Source organism: Mycobacteriales bacterium (assembly GCA_030697205.1).
Classification (GTDB): Bacteria; Actinomycetota; Actinomycetes; order Mycobacteriales; family SCTD01; genus JAUYQP01.
Window position 1 is genome coordinate 57,303 of sequence record JAUYQP010000013.1, and the last position, 19,070, is coordinate 76,372.

The 19,070-nt window shown below is 72.9% G+C and carries 15 protein-coding genes and 1 riboswitch; of the genes, 5 read left to right on the top strand and 10 right to left on the bottom strand.

The features are described from left to right. Positions 1–302 precede the first annotated feature (302 nt). Together Q8R60_03660 and Q8R60_03665 are read left to right on the top strand one after the other, a co-directional pair. On the top strand, positions 303–2,651 hold the full coding sequence (locus tag Q8R60_03660; GenBank protein MDP3711567.1) for a helicase C-terminal domain-containing protein: 2,349 nt from the start codon (positions 303–305) through the stop codon (positions 2,649–2,651). A gap of 37 nt (positions 2,652–2,688) precedes the next feature. Beyond that, complete coding sequence (locus Q8R60_03665) at positions 2,689–4,341, top strand: DEAD/DEAH box helicase (protein MDP3711568.1); 1,653 nt, start codon at positions 2,689–2,691, stop codon at positions 4,339–4,341. 76 nt (positions 4,342–4,417) lie between these two features. Here Q8R60_03665 and Q8R60_03670 read toward each other — a convergent pair whose 3' ends face one another. Further along, entirely contained in the window at positions 4,418–4,918 is a 501-nt protein-coding gene (locus Q8R60_03670; protein ID MDP3711569.1) for a hypothetical protein, read from the bottom strand. 253 nt (positions 4,919–5,171) lie between these two features. Next, entirely contained in the window at positions 5,172–5,384 is a 213-nt protein-coding gene (locus tag Q8R60_03675) for a hypothetical protein (protein ID MDP3711570.1), read from the bottom strand. 112 nt (positions 5,385–5,496) lie between these two features. On the opposite strand from Q8R60_03675, the gene Q8R60_03680 reads away from it, so the two are divergent. After that, the gene (locus tag Q8R60_03680; protein ID MDP3711571.1) at positions 5,497–7,023 is read left to right on the top strand and encodes a methyl-accepting chemotaxis protein; all 1,527 of its coding nucleotides are present in this window, start codon (positions 5,497–5,499) and stop codon (positions 7,021–7,023) included. Positions 7,024–7,045: 22 nt separating this feature from the next. Here Q8R60_03680 and Q8R60_03685 read toward each other — a convergent pair whose 3' ends face one another. From Q8R60_03685 to groL, 5 genes are all read right to left on the bottom strand, one after another. After that, on the bottom strand, positions 7,046–7,594 hold the full coding sequence (locus tag Q8R60_03685) for a Uma2 family endonuclease (protein MDP3711572.1): 549 nt from the start codon (positions 7,592–7,594) through the stop codon (positions 7,046–7,048). Between the two features lie 1,127 nt (positions 7,595–8,721). Continuing rightward, positions 8,722–10,071, bottom strand: coding sequence for a dipeptidase (locus Q8R60_03690; protein ID MDP3711573.1), 1,350 nt, complete (start codon positions 10,069–10,071; stop codon positions 8,722–8,724). A 22-nt stretch (positions 10,072–10,093) separates the two neighbouring features. Beyond that, positions 10,094–10,468, bottom strand: coding sequence for a Fic family protein (locus Q8R60_03695; protein ID MDP3711574.1), 375 nt, complete (start codon positions 10,466–10,468; stop codon positions 10,094–10,096). Beyond that, positions 10,465–10,671: a ribbon-helix-helix protein, CopG family gene (locus Q8R60_03700; GenBank protein ID MDP3711575.1), complete on the bottom strand. Its 207-nt coding sequence runs from the start codon at positions 10,669–10,671 to the stop codon at positions 10,465–10,467. Before Q8R60_03700 ends, Q8R60_03695 begins: the two co-directional genes overlap by 4 nt. Positions 10,672–10,897: 226 nt before the next feature. Then, entirely contained in the window at positions 10,898–12,526 is a 1,629-nt protein-coding gene (gene groL, locus Q8R60_03705; GenBank protein MDP3711576.1) for a chaperonin GroEL, read from the bottom strand. Between the two features lie 210 nt (positions 12,527–12,736). Here groL and Q8R60_03710 point away from each other — a divergent pair, with 210 nt between their 5' ends. Next, the gene (locus Q8R60_03710; GenBank protein MDP3711577.1) at positions 12,737–13,471 is read left to right on the top strand and encodes a hypothetical protein; all 735 of its coding nucleotides are present in this window, start codon (positions 12,737–12,739) and stop codon (positions 13,469–13,471) included. 1 nt (position 13,472) lies between these two features. Here the strand turns inward: Q8R60_03710 and Q8R60_03715 are convergent, their stop codons facing one another. The 3 genes from Q8R60_03715 to Q8R60_03725 all read right to left on the bottom strand — a co-directional run bounded on the left by Q8R60_03715 (position 13,473) and on the right by Q8R60_03725 (position 17,498). Continuing rightward, positions 13,473–15,704, bottom strand: a complete 2,232-nt coding sequence (locus Q8R60_03715; protein MDP3711578.1) for a diguanylate cyclase — start codon at positions 15,702–15,704, stop codon at positions 13,473–13,475. A 98-nt stretch (positions 15,705–15,802) separates the two neighbouring features. After that, positions 15,803–17,068, bottom strand: a complete 1,266-nt coding sequence (gene thrC / locus Q8R60_03720) for a threonine synthase (protein ID MDP3711579.1) — start codon at positions 17,066–17,068, stop codon at positions 15,803–15,805. A 12-nt stretch (positions 17,069–17,080) separates the two neighbouring features. Further along, a riboswitch (SAM riboswitch) is annotated at positions 17,081–17,228 on the bottom strand. 39 nt (positions 17,229–17,267) lie between these two features. After that, complete coding sequence (locus Q8R60_03725) at positions 17,268–17,498, bottom strand: hypothetical protein (protein ID MDP3711580.1); 231 nt, start codon at positions 17,496–17,498, stop codon at positions 17,268–17,270. Positions 17,499–17,667: 169 nt separating this feature from the next. Between Q8R60_03725 and Q8R60_03730 the strand changes: the two genes are divergently transcribed. Further along, the gene (locus Q8R60_03730) at positions 17,668–19,062 is read left to right on the top strand and encodes a trehalose-6-phosphate synthase (protein ID MDP3711581.1); all 1,395 of its coding nucleotides are present in this window, start codon (positions 17,668–17,670) and stop codon (positions 19,060–19,062) included. Positions 19,063–19,070 lie beyond the last annotated feature (8 nt).

Consider the following 19,070-nt stretch of genomic DNA (forward strand, 5'->3'; position numbering starts at 1 on the left):
CGGCACGTTCGGGGACAGAGCGGACCACCGGAACGGGTGATCCAGCGCGGCTCAGCCCTCGCCGAGCGCGAGCTGCTGACCGTCGGCGTCAGCGCCCACCTCGCCGAGCGGAGGAGCCGGTTGCTGCTCCGAGTCCGGCTGGCCGGACGGCGGGGAGCCGACGCCGGGCCGAGGCCGGGACTCCTCCGTCGCTGCCTAGGCCGAGCCCTCGTCCACACCTTCGTCGGTCACCAGGTCGTCGCGTTCCACAGCTCACCCCTGCCCGCCTGCGGCCGCGCCACACCGCGACTAGCGTTGTCCGGATGACCGGGCACCCGCGCTCCCTCGCGGATGCCCTGCGGGCCTGGCCGGACGACCGGCTCGCGGAGTTGCTGCAGGCCCGCCCCGACCTGGCGACGCCGGTCCCGCCCGATCTCGGGGTGCTGGCCGCTCGGGCCGCCGTGCGGCTGTCGGTCCTGCGGACCCTCGAGTCGCTCGACGCGGTGACGCTCGCCGTCCTGGAAGCCATGCTGCTGCTCGACGAGCCGCCGACGCTGACGGCGCTGCAGGGGCTCGTCAATGGTGCGGTCGGGCCGGAGCGGCTGCGCGATGCGGTCGACCGGCTCGAGGCCCTCGCACTCGTGTGGGGCGTGGACGACGAGCTCCACGTCATCGGTTCGGTCCGGGAGGCGCTCTTCGCCGGCGCGCTCGGCCTCGGGCGACCCGCCTCCGCTGTGCTCGGGGCTCTGTCAGACCGCCAGCTCGCGGCGATCGCGACGGTCCACGGCGTCGAGGGCAGCGGCCCGGCACCGCTGGTGGAGCTGCTCGGCGACCGGGAGCGGGTCGCAGCGCTGCTCGCCAGCGCCAGCGAGCAGTCCCGGGAGGTGTTGACGTCGCTCGCGGCCGGTCCGCCGGTCGGCCAGGTCCGCGACGCCCTGCGGCCGCACACCCCTGACGACGAGGCCAACCCGGTGCGCTGGCTGATCGCGCGCGGGTTGCTCGTCCCGGTCGACGGCGGCACCGTCGAGCTCCCGCGCGAGGTCGGGCTGGCCGTGCGCGGTGCCCGCCCCCTGGGCCGCGTCAGCCCGGAGCCGCCCCTCGTCACGACCACGGCGCTCGGTGTCGCGGCCGTCGACCGCGCCGCTGCCCACGCCGCGGGCGACCTCGTCGCGAAGGTCGAAGCGGTGCTGGAGTCGTGGTCGGTGCAGCCGGCCGTGGTGCTGCGCGCCGGCGGTCTCGGGGTGCGCGAGCTCAAGCGGACCGCCAAGGAGCTCGACTGCACGGAGCAGGTCGCGGCGCTGGTCGTCGAGGTCGTCGCCGCGGCCGGGCTCGCGGAGCAGACCGGGTCGGTGGAGCCGGAGTGGGTGCCGACCACCGCCTACGACCAGTGGACCCGCAAGGCGGGCGCAGCGCGCTGGGCCGCGCTCGCCCAGGCGTGGGTCGCGATGCCGCGCGTCGTCGGACTGGTCGGCCAGCGCGACGACCGCGACAAGGTGCTCGCCGCGCTCGGCCCCGACATCCTGCGCCCGGGGATCGTCTCCGACCGCAGCGCCGTCCTCGACGCGCTGCTCGACCTGCCGCCCGGCGAGGTGGCGGATCGCGACGCCCTCGTCGAGCGGCTGAGGTGGCAGGCGCCGCGACGCGGTGGCCGGGCCCGCGAGGCCGTCCTCGGGTGGGTGCTCGACGAGGCGGAGCTGCTCGGGATCACCGGCCGGGGAGCGGCAGCGTCGTACTCCCGCTCGTTGCTCGAAGGCGACGAGCGCAAGGCGGTCGACCGCCTCGAGGACCTCCTGCCGGCGCCGCTCGACCACGTGCTCGTGCAGCCCGACCTCACCGTGGTCGCACCCGGGCCGCTCGAGCGCGAGCTGGCGCGCGAGATCGCGCTGGTGGCCGACGTCGAGTCCACCGGTGGCGCGACGGTCTACCGCATCAGCGAGGCCAGCGTCCGGCGGGCGCTCGACGCGGGCCGCTCCGCGGACGAGATCGCGCAGCTGCTCACGACCCGTTCGCGCACGCCGGTGCCGCAGTCGCTGACCTACCTCGTCGACGACGTGGCCCGCCGGCACGGGCGGCTGCGGGTGGGGGCGGCGTCGGCGTACCTCCGCTGCGACGACGAGGCGCTGCTCGCCGAGGTGCTGGCCGACAAGCGGACCGCGTCGCTGCGGCTGCGCCGGCTCGCGCCGACCGTGCTGCTGTCGACCGCGTCGATCAACGAGGTGCTCGACGGGCTGCGCGGCGCCGGCTACGCCCCGGCGGCGGAGGCCCCCGACGGTGCGCTGCTCATCGCACGGGCCGACGCGCGTCGAACGACCGCCCGCCCCAAGCCGCCGCGCCAGTCGGAGCACGTCCTCCGGCCCGAGCAGGCCGCGCTCGCCGTGACGGCGCTGCGCGCCGGCGACGTCGCGTCACGCGCCGCGCGCCGCGCCCCGGTCACGGTCTCCCGCACCTCCGACGCGCTCGCCGCCCTGCAGGAAGCCGTCCGCGAGACGCGGCAGGTGTGGCTCGGCTACGTCGACGCGCAGGGCCGCTCGACCTCGCGCGTCGTCGAGCCGCGCGCGATCGAGGGCGGCTTCGTGCTGGCCTTCGACCACCTGCGCCAGGAGGACCGGACCTTCGCGCTGCACCGCATCACCGGCGTCGCCGCCGTCGAGGACGAGGGTGCCAGCGCATGAAGGAAGTCCCCGGGCCCGCGCAGGGTTGGACACACCGATGACCACTCCCGATGGACCGCTGATCGTGCAGAGCGACAAGACGCTGCTGCTCGAGGTCGACCACCCCCTGGCCGGCGAGTGCCGGATGGCGATCGCGCCCTTCGCCGAGCTCGAGCGCTCCCCCGAGCACGTCCACACCTACCGCCTCACGCCGCTCGGCCTGTGGAACGCGCGCGCCGCCGGTCACGACGCCGAGCAGGTCGTCGACGCGCTGGTCCGCTTCAGCCGCTACGCCGTGCCGCACGCGCTGCTCGTCGACGTCATGGACACGATGGACCGCTACGGCCGGCTGACCCTGGAGCAGGACCCGGTGCACGGCCTCGTGCTGCGCACCACCGACCGCGCGGTGCTCGAGGAGATCACCCGGTCGAAGAAGGTCAGCCCGATGCTCGGCGCCCGCGTCGACCCCGACACGGTGCTGGCCTTCCCGTCCGAGCGCGGCCGCCTCAAGCAGGCGCTGCTCAAGGCCGGGTGGCCGGCGGAGGACCTCGCGGGCTACGTCGACGGCGAGGCCCACGCGATCGCGCTCGACGAGAGCGACTGGCAGCTGCGCGACTACCAGCAGCTCGCGGTCGACGGCTTCTGGCACGGCGGCTCCGGCGTGGTCGTGCTGCCGTGCGGTGCCGGCAAGACGATGGTTGGCGCCGCCGCGATGGCGCGCGCGTCCGCGACCACGCTCATCCTCGTGACCAACACCGTCAGCGGGCGGCAGTGGAAGTCCGAGCTTCTCAAGCGGACCTCGCTGACGGAGGAGGAGATCGGCGAGTACTCCGGTGAGAAGAAGGAGATCAAGCCGGTCACGATCGCGACGTACCAGATCATGACCACCCGCCGGAAGGGCGAGTACACCCACCTCGAGCTCTTCGGCGCCCGCGACTGGGGTCTCGTGGTGTACGACGAGGTGCACCTCCTGCCCGCGCCGGTCTTCCGGATGACCGCCGACCTGCAGTCGCGCCGGCGCCTCGGTCTGACTGCGACGCTCGTGCGGGAGGACGGTCGCGAGGGCGACGTCTTCAGCCTCATCGGCCCGAAGCGCTTCGACGCGCCGTGGAAGGACATCGAGGCGCAGGGCTACATCGCGCCCGCCGACTGCACCGAGGTGCGGGTGACGATGACCGACGCCGAGCGGCTGACCTACGCGACCTCGGAGCCGGAGGAGCGCTACAAGGTGGGCGCCACCGCCCACACCAAGATCGCCGTCGTGAAGGCGCTCGCCGAGCGGCACAAGGACGACCAGGTGCTGGTGATCGGTGCCTACCTCGACCAGCTCGACGAGCTCGGGGCAGCCCTCGACATGCCGATCATCCAGGGCTCCACGAAGAACGCCGAGCGCGAGCGGCTCTACGACCTCTTCCGCCGCAAGGAGATCCCCGGCCTGGTCGTGTCGAAGGTCGCCAACTTCTCCATCGACCTGCCCGAGGCCGCCGTCGCCATCCAGGTCAGCGGCACCTTCGGCTCGCGGCAGGAGGAGGCCCAGCGGCTCGGTCGCGTGCTGCGCCCCAAGGCCGACGGCCGGTCGGCGCACTTCTACACCGTGATCTCGCGCGACACCGTCGACCAGGACTACGCCGCCCACCGGCAGCGCTTCCTCGCCGAGCAGGGCTACCCCTACACGATCGTGGACGCCGACGACGTCCTTACCGACGGCTGAGCGGTCCGCGCCTCCCACCCCTGCCGGCGCAGGCGAGATCGACGGCCCGCCCCTCCGCTGACCGCGCCTGTCCGAGTCAGGGGCAGCGGACGAGCTCGCAGGCCGCGGCGTCGCGCACGACCCGCCAGCGGTCACGCTCGACGAGTCGCAGCTGCTTGACCACGGCCGTGCCGCCCTCGGGCGCGAGCTCGACACTGACGCGAGCCAACCCGCCCTCCTGCACGACGTCGCCCACGACCCGGACCCTCGTCCGGACCGCGGCGGCCAGCCTCTCCCGCGCCACGTCGGCGAGGTCGTCGCACAGCTGCTGCTCGCCGCGGCTCTCGGGCTCGTCGGGGGTCGACAGCAAGCGGTAGCGCGCGCAGTCGCCCGACAGCGTCGCGGTCACCCAGCCCTGCGCGGCCCCGGCCGGGGTGTCGAGCCGACGCAGGTCGATGGCGGCGGTGATGCCGACAGCGAAGGTCAGCACGACGAGCAGGCCAAGGACCACGACCGGCGTACGTCGTACCTGCCTGGCCGTGCGGGCCTCGTTCTTGCGCTCCCCCGCCAGCTGACGCTCGGAGACAGGTGGGGACATGCCCCCATCCTGCCCGTTCGGCGTGCACACTCGCTGCCGTGGGGGCAGACGTCGGTCAGGGTCACCGGTGGGTGCCGAGCGTCGGGGTCGACCTCGCGTGCCTGTCGGCGCTGCTCGCCGCCGAAGGCGCTGGCCTGGGGCGAGCTCGCGGTGTGGCTGTCAGCCTGGACCTACTGGCCCTCCTGGTTGCAGCCGACCCTGCTGCCGGTGCTCTTCCCGACCGGTCGCACCGACTCCTCGAACTTCTGGGGGGTCAGCGCGAGCTGTTGCTCCGCGACGGGAGCCGGCTCGACGCGGGGCCGATCAGCAGGGTCGAGAGGGCACCGGCCAGCACGCCCCAAAGGACGGGGTTGCCCACCCCTGCGAGGTGCAGACCGACGCCGACGACCACCCCGACCACGACCGCGACGAGCGCGATCCGCATGAGGTCACCGTCGAAGGAGTAGGCACTGCGCTGTCGGCTCATGACGCGTCCCTACCCGGAGCGGCTGTGATCCACTCCAGCGCTTCAGCCGCGCCCGGTACGTGCCGATCGTCCCCCTATCCAGCAGGGGGGTTCCGTGGACCACCGTCAGCGCATGCTGCGGGCAGTCAACGTCTTCGGGTGGGGCGGCGTCGCGCTCTCCACCCTGGTGGCGGTCGTCGCCGAGCGCACGCTCGACGGCACCGCTGGGCTGCTCGCGATCGGCCTGTGGGCGCTCGCCAACACCGTCAACATGACCGTGGTCAGTGCGATCCCGGTCCTGCTGCGGCGCGCGCCGCACCTTCGGCCCGCCCTGCGCGGCATCCAGATCGGCCTCTACGTCACCAACCTCGTCGTGCAGAGCGGGTTGCTGGTCGCCGGCGGTGGCCTCGCCACCCCGCTGTGGTTGCTGTTCCTGCCGACCGTGCTCTTCGCGGCCCTCGACACCTCGCGCGCCGAGGCTCTTGTCTGGAGCCTGCTGACGAGCACGACCCTCGTCGGGTGCGCAGCCGCGACCGGCACGCTCGACCGCGAGCACGCCGCCGCCCTGGTCACCGGTGTCGTGCTCTTCCCTGCGCTCGCGGCCTACCTCAGCGCCCTGTCAGGTGCGCTCTACGGCATGCGGGCCGACGCGCGCGGTGCCCGGGCGGCGCTCGCCGGCCGGGTCGGCGAGATCGCCGGCGTCCTCGGCCAAGCCGCCGACGGTGACCTGCAGGTCAGCGTGACCGCGCACGCCGACGACCACGAGATCGCGCCCCTCGTCGCCGGCATCTCGACCAACCTCGAGGGACTGCGGACGCTGGTGGTGCAGGTCCGCACCGGGGGCGAGCAGGTCCGCGCCGCCGCCAGCGAGCTGCTCGCGACCGCGGAGGAGCACGCCGCCTCGGCGACCCAGCAGTCGTCGGCCGTCGCCGAGACGACGTCGACCATCGAGGAGCTCGCCGCTACCGCGGCCCAGATCGCCGAGACCTCGCAGGCGGTCGCCCGCTACGCCGAGGAGACCCTGCGCCACGCCGAGCAGGGCCGCACCGCCGTGTCGCGCAGCGTCGCCGCCATGGACACGATCAACGACCGGGTCGAGGGCATCGCGACCCGGGCGCTCGCGCTGGGCGAGAAGTCCCACGAGATCGGCCGGATCCTCGACGTCATCGACGACCTGGCCGACCAGACCAACCTGCTCGCGCTCAACGCCGCGATCGAGGCCGCCAGGGCCGGCGAGCAGGGTCGCGGCTTCGCGGTCGTGGCCGCCGAGGTCCGCAAGCTCGCCGAGCGCTCCCAGGCGTCGGCCGGCCATATCCAGGCACTGGTCGCGGACATCCAGGCCGAAACGCACCACACGATCGTCGCGACCGAGGAGGGCGCGAAGGAGGTCCGGGCCGGCACCGCACTGGCCCGCGACGTCGTCGACGCGCTCGAGCGGATCAGCGGGATGGTCGACGAGACCACCACCGCTGCCAAGGAGATCTCGATCGCGACCCAGCAGCAGCGCTCGGCCTCGGAGCAGGTCGTGGCGGCCATGACGCAGGTGTCCGACGCCTCCAGGCAGTACGCCGTGGGCTCCCGTCAGACGGCCGCGTCCGCGGCGCAGCTCGGCGCGCTCGCCGACGACCTGCGCGGGTCGACCGAGCGCTTCCGGACCTGAGCTCGCGGAATCCTCCGGCCGGTCAGTCCTGCAGCTCGGTCGGGGCGATGCGGACCGGGAATGGCGCGCTCAGCTCGCAGGCCTCGTCGCCGCGGACGTGTGCGACCTCGACGTAGCTGCCGTCGCGCAGCTCCAGCGCAAGCAGCGACGGCTCGTCGGGATCGACCAGCCAGTACGACGCAACCCCCGCCGACTGCAACCGGTCCCGCTTGAGGAGCAGGTCAACCCGCCGGGTGCTGGGTGAGAGCACCTCGACGGCGAGCAGCGGTGGCCCGGGGAGCTCCGTGCGGGTGAACTGGCCACGAGGGGCGACGAGGAGATCCGGGTGGACCTCTGTGTCGTCGGCCAGGGCGACGGCGAAGGGCGCGAGGACCACCTTGAGGTGCGGCGGGCAGGCCGCCCGCAGCAGCAGGTGGAGATTGCCCACCACGTCCTGGTGGGGCAGCGCAGGCCCCGGGCTCACGATCAGCGACCCGTCGATGAGCTCGTAGCGGTGCCCGTCATCGGGCAGCCTTTCGAGATCGGCCCGCGTCAGCGGTCGTACGAACGGCAAGGTGGTCATGGTCGTCATGGTGCCCCTGTTCGTCGCCCACGGCCACACCCTGCGCCACACGGGTCAGCCCTACCAGAGGGCGCAGTGGATCTGTGGGCGAGCGCTGCTCGGCTCGGAAACCTGCTGGCTGGAGGATGGGTAGCGGCGCACCTACCCGTCGTTGCGGCGAACGTCGTCAGACCTGGCGTCCGCCCACGTCAGAGCCTCGGCCAGCGGCACGTCAAGCGGTCCCTGCTCTAGCCAATCATCGTCAGTCCAGTGGGCGCTGTAGGCGCCGCGCCGGCTCCTGCCAACCCACACCTGGCCACGTCTGCCGATGTGCGCGGGCAGAGTGTTCAGAGCGGCTAACGCCTTGCTAGCGCAATCGGAGTGTGGGGAGCCTGTCGCCACGACAGCGTGGAGTGCCTGGGCAGTCCCGAACGCGTACGCGGCGTCTCGCCCTCGGGACCCTCGGGCGCTGCCCTCTGAATCATGCTCTGGAGCCGCAGCGGTAAGTCCCTGAGGGACCTCCCGTCGGCACCCTGCGAGGCATTCATAAACGGAGGCTAACGCGGGGTTACCCCCGGAGCTGCACCTCTGAACGGCTGGCGGTCATCGGCGTATCCAGGAGTGAGCCTCGCTGCTCCAAGCTGTCCTCATGGCGATCCGCCTAGTCGAGGCACTCCAACTCGGTGACAATCGAGGTCGCCGGTCGCTCCAGCCGACCAGGTACGTCGAGCACCCGCAGCCGGACCTTGTTGACCTTGTCCTCGCGTAGGCAAGACGGCAGCGGGCCCGGCTCGTACCAGGGGCTCGGACTCTCCTTGGTCGCGTCACGCCAGTACGCGAGTCGCAACGAGAGGCCCGCACCCCCCGGATCGGTCGCTTCCGAGGAGCAGCACCCAATGGTGACGCCGTCGCCGAGTCGTAGACCCCAGCCCTCAATGACGCGTTCCTTCGGCGCTGGGGGTGACGAGTCGCTGCACGCAACAAGCCCCGCTAGGCCGAGCAGAGCCAGGACGAAGGAGCACGAGCAATGGATCACAACCAACGGTAGGCCGGAGCTCATTCTGGTGGACAACACGCTTCACGGAAGCTTCCAACAGCGAGGAAGGCCGGCTATCCGTCAACCCGACGCCTCCTGGTCACGTCGAACGGTCGACGGGCTACTGCGTCGCCGACGACCCCGCGAGCCGCGAGAGGAACAGCGCCTCGGCGAGGCAGGCCCGCTGCCACATGGCGAGATCGAGGCTCTCGTCGATGCCGTGCCAGCGCGACGCCGGGTCACCGACCCCGGTGACCATCACGGTCGCGCCGGGGTAGGTCCGCGCGAACTCCGCGATGAAGGGGATCGACCCGCCGATGCCGGCTTCCACCGCGGGGTTGCCGTAGGCGTCGGCGAAGGCCTGCCGCGCCACGTCGTAGACGTCGCCCTCGGTGGACAGCGCGAAGGGCTGGCCCTCCGAGCCGGCGGTGACGGTCACTTCGGCGCCCCACGGGGCGTGGTCGCGCAGGTGCTGCGTGAGCGCCTTCATGGCCGCGCCGGCCTCGTCGCCGGGACCGATCCGCAGGCTGACCTTGGCGCGGGCGCGGGGCAGCAGGACGTTGGACGCCTCGGTGGTCGACGGCGCGTCGAGGCCGATGACGGAGACGGCCGGGCCGTGCCACATCCGGTCGGCCAGGGTGCCGCGGCCGAGCAACCGAGCGCCCTCGACCAGCCCGGCGTCGGCGCGGTAGGACGCCTCGTCGAGGTCCGGCGCCGACGAGGTCCCGGTGTGCAGGCCCTCGACGGCCACACAGCCTGCGTCGTCGTGCAGCGTCGCGAGCAGCCGGCACAGCGCCGTGAGCGCGTCGCCGGCAGGCCCGCCGAACATCCCCGAGTGCACCGGTCGCTCGAGCAGCCGCACCTCGACGTAGAGGTCGACGAGGCCGCGCAGCGAGGTCGTGAACGCGGGCACGTCGACGGCAGCGTTGGCCGAGTCGGCGATGACGATGACGTCGGAGCGCAGCAGGTCGCGGTGCTCGGCGAGCAGCGCGGTCAGCGTTGGCGAGCCGATCTCCTCCTCGCCCTCGACGAAGAGCACGACCCCCACCGGCGGTCGACCCCCGAAGGCCCGCAGCACCGCGAGGTGCATGAGCACCCCGGCCTTGTCGTCGGCGGCACCGCGCGCGTAGAGCCGCCCGTCGCGCTCGGTCGGCTCGAAGGGCGGAGTCGTCCACTCCGACAGCGGCCCGGTCGGCTGCACGTCGAGGTGGGCGTAGAGCAGCACCGTCGGTGCGCCCTCCGGCGCCGGCCAGATGGCGATCACCGCGGGCGCCCCGCCGGCGGAGACGATCTGCACGTCGGCCGCCCCGGCCGCGCCTGCGTGGGCGGCCACGACGTCGGCGGCCCGTCGTACCTCGGCTGCGGAGCCGGGGTCGCACGACAGCGACGGGATCCGGACGAGGTCCTCGAGGTCGCGGCGGGCGTCGGGGAGGACCTCGGCAAGGGCGCTGCGCAGGGCGTCGATCGTCATGCCCGCCACGGTAGCCGCGGCCTCAGCGCTCCCGGACGAGCAGCCTCGACGCGATGGCCTCGACGTCGACAGCGGTGGCGGAGACGTCCATGACGAGCTGGAAGGCCGCCTCGTCGTCCAGGTCCGGTGCGGCACCGTTGATGTCGAGGAAGACCACGGTGGCCAACCAGGCCAACCGCTTGTTGCCGTCGACCAGAGCGTGGTTGCCCGCCAGCGAGTGCAGCAGCGCCGCGGCCTTCAGCGCGAGCGACGGGTAGGCGTCCTGACCGAAGGCCGACGACCTCGGCCTGGAGCACGCGGAGTCCAGCAGCCCCAGGTCTCGGACCGGACCGGCACCGAGCAGCCGCACGAGTCCGAGCAGGTCGTCGAGGTCGAGGTAGCTGACGTGTCCCGTCACACGGAACCGAGCCGGTCGAGCACGTCTCCCCAACGCGCCGCGAGCCGCTGTGCGCTCTCCTCCACCGTCAACCGGTGACCCGCGCGCTCGTGCCGTTCGAGGACTGCCCGCCGGATCACCTCTTGCTTCGACGTCCCTTCGGCAGTGGCGAGCGCAGTGAGCGCAGCATCGAGCTCGTCGTCGGTACGCAGGGTGAGTGCCACGGATTGAGCGTACGCCGGGTGGTACCGGAGTGGTACCGCTTTCCTCGCGGGACGTCCTCGGAACTGGCCCGACGGTCACGCTCGCCCCTGAGGACGCAAGGAGGTGAGGAGGTACGACGGAAACGCCGACGGGGCGGGCGCCTCCGCGAGGAGAGCGCCCGCCCCGTCGTACGAGCTGGCCCGGCCGGAGGCCGGAAGTGCTGTGGTGCGTGTGCTGGGGGGTGGACTAGAAGTCCATGTCTCCCATGCCGCCACCGGGCATGCCGCCGCCGGCGGGGGCCTTCTCCGGCTTGTCGGCGATGACGCACTCGGTGGTGAGGAACAGCGCCGCGATGGAGGCGGCGTTCTGCAGCGCCGAGCGGGTGACCTTGGCCGGGTCGATGATGCCGACGGCGATCATGTCGACGTACTCACCGGTCGCGGCGTTGAGGCCCTGGCCCACGGGGAGGTTGCGGACCTTCTCGACCACGACGCCACCCTCGAGGCCGGCGTTGATGGCGATCTGCTTGATCGGGGCCTCGAGCGCCAGGCGCACGATGTTGGCACCGGTCGCCTCGTCACCGACGAGGTCGAGCTTCTCGAACGCGGTGACCGACGCCTGCAGGAGCGCGACGCCACCACCGGCGACGATGCCCTCCTCGACGGCCGCCTTGGCGTTGCGGACGGCGTCCTCGATGCGGTGCTTGCGCTCCTTGAGCTCCACCTCGGTGGCCGCGCCGACCTTGATGACGGCGACGCCGCCGGCCAGCTTGGCGAGGCGCTCCTGGAGCTTCTCGCGGTCGTAGTCGGAGTCCGACTTCTCGATCTCGGCGCGGATCTGGTTGACGCGACCGGCGATCTGGTCGGCGTCGCCCGAGCCCTCGACGATGGTCGTCTCGTCCTTGGTGATGACGACCTTGCGCGCGCGGCCGAGCAGCTCGAGGCCCGCGGTCTCCAGCTTGAGGCCGACCTCCTCGGAGACGACCTGGCCGCCCGTGAGGATCGCGATGTCCTGGAGCATGGCCTTGCGGCGGTCACCGAAGCCGGGCGCCTTGACCGCAGCGGACTTGAAGGTGCCGCGGATCTTGTTGACGACCAGGGTCGCGAGGGCCTCGCCCTCGACGTCCTCGGCGATGATCGCGAGCGGGCGACCGCTCTGCATGACCTTCTCCAGCAGCGGGAGCAGGTCCTTGACGGAGCCGATCTTGGAGTTGACGACGAGGACGTAGGGGTCCTCGAGGACGGTCTCCATGCGCTCGGGGTCGGTGACGAAGTAGGGCGAGATGTAGCCCTTGTCGAAGCGCATGCCCTCGGTGAGCTCGAGCTCGAGGCCGAAGGTGTTGCTCTCCTCGACGGTGATGACGCCTTCCTTGCCGACCTTGTCCATCGCCTCGGCGATGATCTCGCCGACCGTGGTGTCAGCAGCGGAGATGGAGGCGGTGGAGGCGATCTGCTCCTTGGTCTCCACGTCCTTGGCGGCCTTGCCGATCGCCTCGACGACGCGCTCGACGGCGGCCTCGATGCCCTTCTTCAGGCCCATCGGGTTGGCGCCGGCGGCGACGTTGCGCAGGCCCTCGCGCACGAGCGCCTGGGCGAGCACGGTGGCGGTGGTGGTGCCGTCACCCGCGACGTCGTCGGTCTTCTTGGCGACCTCCTTGACGAGCTCGGCGCCGATCTTCTCGTAGGGGTCCTCGAGCTCGATCTCCTTGGCGATGGAGACGCCGTCGTTGGTGATCGTGGGGGCACCCCACTTCTTCTCCAGGACGACGTTGCGGCCCTTCGGGCCGAGGGTGACCTTGACGGCGTCGGCGAGCTGGTTCATGCCGCGCTCGAGACCGCGGCGGGCCTCCTCGTCGAAGGCGATGATCTTGGCCATGCTGGTGGGTCCTCCCGGTAGGGACGTGCTCGACCACTCCGGCGCCCGCGACGGACGGACCGGATACGCCGGCCCTCGTCGGGTGGTCTGGCACTCGGGTGTGAAGAGTGCTACGTCCTTGTTAGCACTCTCCCCCTGCGAGTGCAAGACAGGTGGCGGTCGTCACCCCTGCGCTCCCATCCGCAACGGGCCCTCGTGCGAACGCCTGTCATGACGACCCTCGCCGCCCCGTCCCCGCGGGCGGGGGCCGTCGCTCCTTCACGCGCGAGGCACCTGCGCGGGACCTCGGGGAGGGAGGCCGCCCGCAGCGCCCTCGCCGTCGCCGCGGCCGGCGCCGGGGCCATCCACCTGTCGTCGGCCGGGGCTCACCTCACCGAGTGGGCACCGCTGGGCTACTCCTTCGCCGCCGCCGCTGCGCTTCAGGTCGTGTGGGGCGCCGCGCTGGTCCGCCGCGAGTCGCGGGCCCTGCTCCTCGCCGGCGCGCTCGGCATGGCGGCCGTCCTCGGCGTCTGGCTGCTATCGCGCACCGCCGGGCTCCCCGTCGGCCCCGGCCGCGGCGTCGCGCAGGCGGTCGGTGTCGCCGACGGGCTGTGCGTCGCGCTCGAGGTCCCCGTCCTACTCGGCGCCCTGGTCCTGCTCCGTCGGCCGGCGGCCCTGCGCCCGCCGGCGGGGCGCACGGCGCGCCGCCTCGTCGCCGCGACCACGCTCGGCGTCCTCGCCACGACCGGCGTCGCCGTCGCCCAGCCCCCGCACGCCCACCCCGGCCCGGCTGCGACCGCGAAGGCCGGCGGCCCGGGAGACATCGCCGGGACCCCAATGGTCGAGACCGGCATCGACGGCAACGGCAACGGGGTCGACGACGGCGTCGAGGCCTACTTCGCCGCGGAGTCCCTCGCCGCCCACGAGGGCCACGAGGGCTATCCCCAACCGGGCGCCTCAGGCTGACTCAGCCGCCACCCCTCGGCACGGGCAGCCCGCCCGCCCTGACCAGCCGGTCCCGGCCCGCTGCCTTCGCGGCGTAGAGGGCCTGGTCAGCGGTCAGCACCAGGTCGGCGCCCGTGCCACCGTCGTCCGGCCAGACCGCCAGCCCGCACGAGACGGTCGGGGCGGCGAGCAGGCCGTCCCGCGTGGGGACGCGCAGGTCCCCGAGGCGCTCGCGCAGCGCGGCGAAGCGCTGTCCGGCGGCCTCGGCGTCGGTGCGGGCCAGGATGACCGACAGCTCCTCCCCGCCGTAGCGGCACACCACGTCGGAGTCGCGGAAGACCGCACGCATCTCATCGGCCACAGCGCGCAGCACGGTGTCGCCGACGTCGTGGCCGTGCTCGTCGTTGACGCACTTGAAGTGGTCCACGTCGATCTGCAGCACGGCCAGCGGCTCGCCGCTGCGCTCCGCGCGGGCGACCTCGCGCTGCAGGGTCTCCTCCATGTAGCGCCGGTTGAACAGCCCGGTCAACGGGTCGCGGACCGACAGCGCGCGCAAGGTGTCGCGCAGGGCGAGGTTGGCGAGAGCGAGCGAGAGCTGGGCTGCGGTCGTGAGCGCCAGCTCCTCCAGCAGCTGTTCGTTCCGGTCCTCGTACAGGCACATGAGGTGCAGCGCGCCCGACGTGGACCCCTGGGCGATCATCGGGACGCAGAGCGCGGCCGCGACCGTCTCCTTGAGGTGCGTGCACCGCGGTGTGCCCGGACCGCTGCGGTGGACCTGCCCCCGACGTAGGGCCCAGCACTGGTCCGGCCGGAACCGCTCGCTCGAGGTCGGCTCTCCCCAGCTGGCCCGCACCTCGACGTCGTCGCGTGAGGCACCCATCGACGACAGCGCGCCGACCACGCCGGGGAACAGCCGCGGCGCGACGCGGGCCACGACGGAGTAGCCCTCGTCGGCGTCCGCGCACGACTGCAGCAGGTCACCGAGCTCGCGTAGCACCCGCATCTCGGCGTTGCTCCGCTCCAGGTCGACCTGCCGGAGCTCGAGCTCGGCCTCCCGCTCGCGCTCGGCCGTCACGTCGCGCGTCACCACGACGAAGCCGTCACCGACCTTGCTGGCCCGCACGTCGAAGCAGCGCCGCGCCTTCTGGCCGTCGCCCCAGACGTCCTCGTACCACAGCGCCGGCTCGACGTAGGACTCACCGGTCTCGACCACGGCGGCGTAGGCGGCGATCATTCCGGCGGGTCCCTGCTGCGGGAACACCCCGAGCAGGGTGCGACCGACGAGCTCCTCGCTGGAGTAGCCCGTGGTGATGCTCGCGTTGCGGTTGGCGTAGTCCCAGCGGAAGTCCACGATCGCACCGGAGTCGTCGCGCAGGGCGGTGAACAGCGACAGCGATTCGGTGAAGCTGGCCATCACCGCGCGCAGCCGCTCCTCGCTGGCCTGCGCCTCCGCCGCGACCCTCACCTGCCCGGACACGTCGCGCCAGGTCACGGCGAAGCCGTCGCCGAGCCGCCAGGCCCGCAGCTCGAAGGTGCCGGCCAGATCGTCGTCGGCGTAGTCGAGCGCAGCCGACGACCAGGGCACACCGGTCTCGACGACCTTGACGTATCGCTCGAAGAAGCCACTGTCGCGAAACTGGGGGAGCACCTCGCACAGCCGTGCCCCGACCAGCTCCGCCGGAGTGCGTCGGTAGGTGGTCGCGCCGACCGCGTTGATGTAGGTCCACTCGAAGTCGACGACGACCCCCTGCTCGCGCACAGAGCGGTACGCCGCGAAGCCGTCCAGCATGCTGTCGAGGCTCGTCCGCATCCGCTCCTCGCTCGCCTGCAGCGCCGACTCGGCCGCGCGACGGACCGAGGCGTCCCTGATGGCGGCCGCGACCAGGTTCGCACCACCCGCGCGCAGCGGCGTGAGGCTGATCTCGACGGGGACCTCGGTGCCGTCGGACCGCACCGCGGTGAGCGTCAGCGCCGGGCCCATCGAGCGCGGCGCCGGCGATGCGTGGAAGCCGTCGCGATGACCGACGTGGCGGACCTTGAGCGCGGTCGGCAGCAGCACTTCCACTGGGCGCCCGACCAGGTCTGCGGGGTCCCACCCGAGCAGTCCGCCGACCTGGTCGTTGCACCACACCACGCGGCCGTCCTCGCCCGAGACGACCACGGCGTCGGGGCTGCGCTCCGCGAGCTCCTCGAAGAAGGCGCCGCCGAGGACCGGCCGTGCGGAGTCCGGCTGCTCTCCGGTCACCGGGGTCACACCACCTTCGCGACGGGTCGGGCCCGATCGTCCGCCACCGCTCCAAGGCGGGTGGTCACCCTTTCGGGTGACGACGACCTCGCGCGGCTGCCGAGCGGTCAGTCCCCCAGACCGGTGCGGGCGAAGGCGGAGTACGACGGGGCGATCGTCGCGGTCGGCCCCACCTGGCCCGCGACGGCGTCGAGGGTCTTCAGCCCGTCGCCGGTGTTGTAGAGGACCGTCTCGGCGTCGGGGTCGACCGCGCCGGAGCGCAGCAGCTGGCGCAGGGTCGCGACGGTGACCCCGCCGGCGGTCTCGGCGAAGACGCCCTCGGTCTCGGCGAGCAGCCGGATGCCCTCCACGACCTCCTCGTCGGAGACGTGGCCCATCGCGCCGCCGGTGCATCGGACGGTGTCGAGGGCGTAGGGGCCGTCAGCCGGGTTGCCGATGGCGAGCGACTTGGCGATGGTCTGCGGCTTGACCGGCTGCACGGTGTCCCAGCCGTTCTCGAAGGCGGTCGCGATCGGCGAGCAGCCGGTCGCCTGGGCGCCGAAGACGCGGTAGGGCGTCGGCTCGACGAGGCCGAGCCGGCCGAGCTCGCCGAAGGCCTTGTCGACCTTGGTGAGCAGCGATCCGGACGCCATCGGGATGATGACCTGCTCCGGCAGTCGCCAGCCGAGCTGCTCGGCGACCTCGTAGCCGAGCGTCTTGGAGCCCTCGGCGTAGTAGGGCCGGACGTTGACGTTGACGAACGCCCACTCCTCGTTCTCGGCGATCTCCGAGCACAGCCGGTTGACGTCGTCGTAGGAGCCGTCGACGGCGACCAGCGCCTGGCCGTAGACGGCGGTCTGCACCACCTTGCCCTGCTCGAGGTCGCTCGGGATGAAGACGACCGAGCGCAGTCCGGCGTGGGTGGCGTGGGCGGCAACGGAGTTGGCGAGGTTGCCGGTGGAGGCGCAGGAGACCGTCGTGTAGCCGAAGGCCCGGGCAGCGGACAGCGCGACCGAGACGACGCGGTCCTTGAAGGAGTGCGTCGGGTTGCCGCTGTCGTCCTTGACGTAGAGCGAGCGCATGCCGAGCGCGGCGGCCAGCCGGGGCGCCGGGCGCAGCAGGGTCATGCCCGCGCCCAGGTCGACGCGGGTGGCGAGGTCCTGCCCGGCGGGCAGCAGGCCGGCGTAGCGCCAGATGGTCTGCGGCCCGGCCTCGATCGAGGCGCGGGTCACCAGTCGCAAGCGGTCCTCGTCGTAGGCGACCTCGAGGGGCGCGAAGCACTGGGAGCACACGTGCACGGGCGCGAGCGGCGTGACGGCCTTGCACTCGCGGCAGACGAGCCCGATCGCGGGTGAGTCCGCGAAGGCAGCGGGGACAGGGGTGGCGACGGTCATGCGGGAGGCCTCTCCTCATCTTCCCCGCGCGACCGGACTGGTCCGCGGGACGGAGTTGGCACCTGGCAGCGGGAGGCCTCGCGTGCCCTTGTGGGGCGGACCTGCGTGCTGGTTGCCGGGGCTTCGTCGGGCCGTGTCCCTCTGCCCCTCGGGATGAGCACTGCGTGTGGAGTTGTGGGTCGATCCTACCCGGCGCGGCTCAGGGGGTCGCGGCGACCGCCCCCTCGGGGGTGCGGGCCCGCCGCCAGAAGCGGAAGCGCGCGGCGTCGGCCGCGTGGGCCGCGACGACAGCGCGCACCGCGTGCTGCGTGGCGTGGCAGCGGCAGGCCCGACCGCAGCCGACGATGCCGGGGACGGGGCGACTGCCGGTGTCGTCGCGCATCGACGAGCATGCGCAGGACGAGCAGCGGTCGACGTAGGTGACCAGCACCGAGAGCTCCGGGGTCCGGGAGCGGAGCGCAGCCGTGCGCGCCGTGGTCCCGTGCCGAGCGACGCGGTGAAGTCCGTCCCACCGCCTTGTGGATCGATGATCGGCCACGGACAGTCACGGAGTAGTCACCCGCACGGGTGGAACCCTCCCGGGTGGATACGGTCCGTGCGTGCCCCGCCTCCTGCTCGCCTCCAACCGCGGGCCCGTGTCGTTCGTCGAGGAGCCCGACGGGTCGCTGCACCAGCGCCGCAGCGGGGGCGGGCTGGTCAGCGCGCTCGCCGGAGCCCCCGAGGACGCCCTGTGGGTCTGCGCGGCGCTCACCGACGCCGACCGGCGGGCCGTCCGCGAGGGGGTCGTCGTCGACGGGCCGGTCCCGACCCGGGTCCTCGACCTCGATCCGGTGGTGCTCGAGCGGGCCTACAACGGGGTCGCCAACTCCACGCTGTGGTTCGCCCACCACCTGCTGTGGGACGTGCCGTCGACGCCGACCTTCGACGCGGGCACCCGCGCGGAGTGGGGCGCCTTCACGGCGTACTGCTCGTCGTTCGCCGAGGCGCTGGCGGACGCGGGCGACCCCGGCGCCACCGTGCTCGTGCAGGACTACCACCTCTCGCTGGTGCCGCGGCTGCTGCGGGCCCTGCGCCCCGACCTGCGGATCGGGCACTTCAGCCACACCCCGTGGGCGCCCGCGGAGTACCTCCGGCTGTTGCCCGACGCGCAGAGCCGCGACCTGCTGACCGGCCTGCTCGGCGCCGACAGCGTCGGCTTCCACAGCCCGCGCTGGGCCGCGGCCTTCGGCCGCTGCTGCCAGGAGCTGCTCGGGGCGGAGTACGACGGGGAGGTCGTCCGTCACGCGGGCGGCTCGACCCGGGTGCGGGTGCACCCGCTAGGTGTCGCCGCCGACGAGCTGCGGGAGCGGGCGGGACAGCCCGACGTCGCGCTGCGGGCCGCGGCCCTGCGCGCGGTTGTCGGCGACCGGCAGGCCCTCGTGCGGATCGACCGCACCGAGCTGTCCAAGAACATCGTGCGCGGGCTCGAGGCCTACCGCGAGCTGCTGGTGCGGTGGCCCGAGCACCAGCGCCGGGTCGTGCACCTGGCTTTCGCCTACCCCTCGCGCCACGACCTGCCGGAGTACCGCGAGTACACCGGCCGGGTGCAGCGGCTCGCCCGTGACATCAACATCGAGCTCGGCGACCCGACGTGGCAGCCGGTCCACCTGGAGGTGCGCGACGACTACGCGAGGTCGTTGGCGGCGTACTCCCTCGCCGACGTCCTGCTGGTCAACCCCGTCCGCGACGGCATGAACCTCGTGGCCAAGGAGGGACCGCTGCTGTCGGAGCGCGGGATGTCGCTCGTGCTGTCGCGCGAGGCGGGCGCGGCCGACGGGCTCGGGGTGGACGCGCTGCTGGTCAACCCCTTCGACGTGAGCGAGACCGCCGAGGCGCTGCACCGGGCGCTGCTGACCGACCCGGCCGACCGGCGCGCGGCGTCGGACCGCCTCGCGGCGGCCGCCGCCGCGCTGCCACCCGCGGCGTGGCTCCAGCAGCAGCTCGACGCGCTCTAGGGTGCAGC